The organism is Aerococcus sp. L_32, from assembly GCF_050689315.1.
The window spans coordinates 1-673 of record NZ_JBOEQF010001007.1 but is presented as its reverse complement, the minus strand read 5'-3'; the positions used below and the strand labels follow the sequence as shown (position 1 = coordinate 673).

The window sequence follows — 673 nt, the reverse complement described above, 5'->3', positions numbered from 1 at the left end:
AGCATCTTGGCTACCCGACGCGGCCATCCGGCCGAAGATTTGCGTTAAATTCATTAACATATCCGGTAAGGCCACATCCTCAAAATAGTTATCGCCCAGTGATTTTAGATAATCTTGCTTGGCCAATTCATCCGGCGTATCTGGCGCTGAGAACGGCAGTCTGGTTAGGACAAAGGCGTCCGTTTTGGCATTGAGATGGACCCCTTCTTGGAAACTAGCCACTGCGAATAAAATGGCTCGTAAACTGTCTTCATACTGACGGGCTAACCGGTCTAGATTGCGTTGATTGTTTTGAACAATCAGGTTGCCATAGTCAGACCGAGCCATCCGCTGCTTCATTTCAAATTGCGTTGCCCGCATCAAAGACCTAGACTGGAAGAAGACTTGGATTTTCCGCATAGTTTTGCGATTGGTCCATAGGGTTTCTACCAAATCAGCAATCACCATAGCAGCCTGGTCTTCATTGTATTTGTCGATAGAGAGGAAATCTTTCAGGTAATAGCCACGAACTTGATGGTTCCGCCCTTGGACAAATTGCTGGGTGTACGAATCTTCCATGAAAGAATACCAGGCAAAGTCCTCGATACCAAATAATGACTGGATCATATTTTTAGACCGGACGATTTCAAGTGACGCCGATACCAATAACATTTGGCTTGGAATCGCTTGGAAA

1 protein-coding gene is annotated in these 673 nt (G+C 45.8%); it reads right to left on the bottom strand.

Annotated elements, in window-relative coordinates:
- A partial coding sequence (locus ACRCJ0_RS17890; protein ID WP_431391487.1) for a helicase C-terminal domain-containing protein occupies positions 1 to 673 on the bottom strand: 673 nt, incomplete at both ends.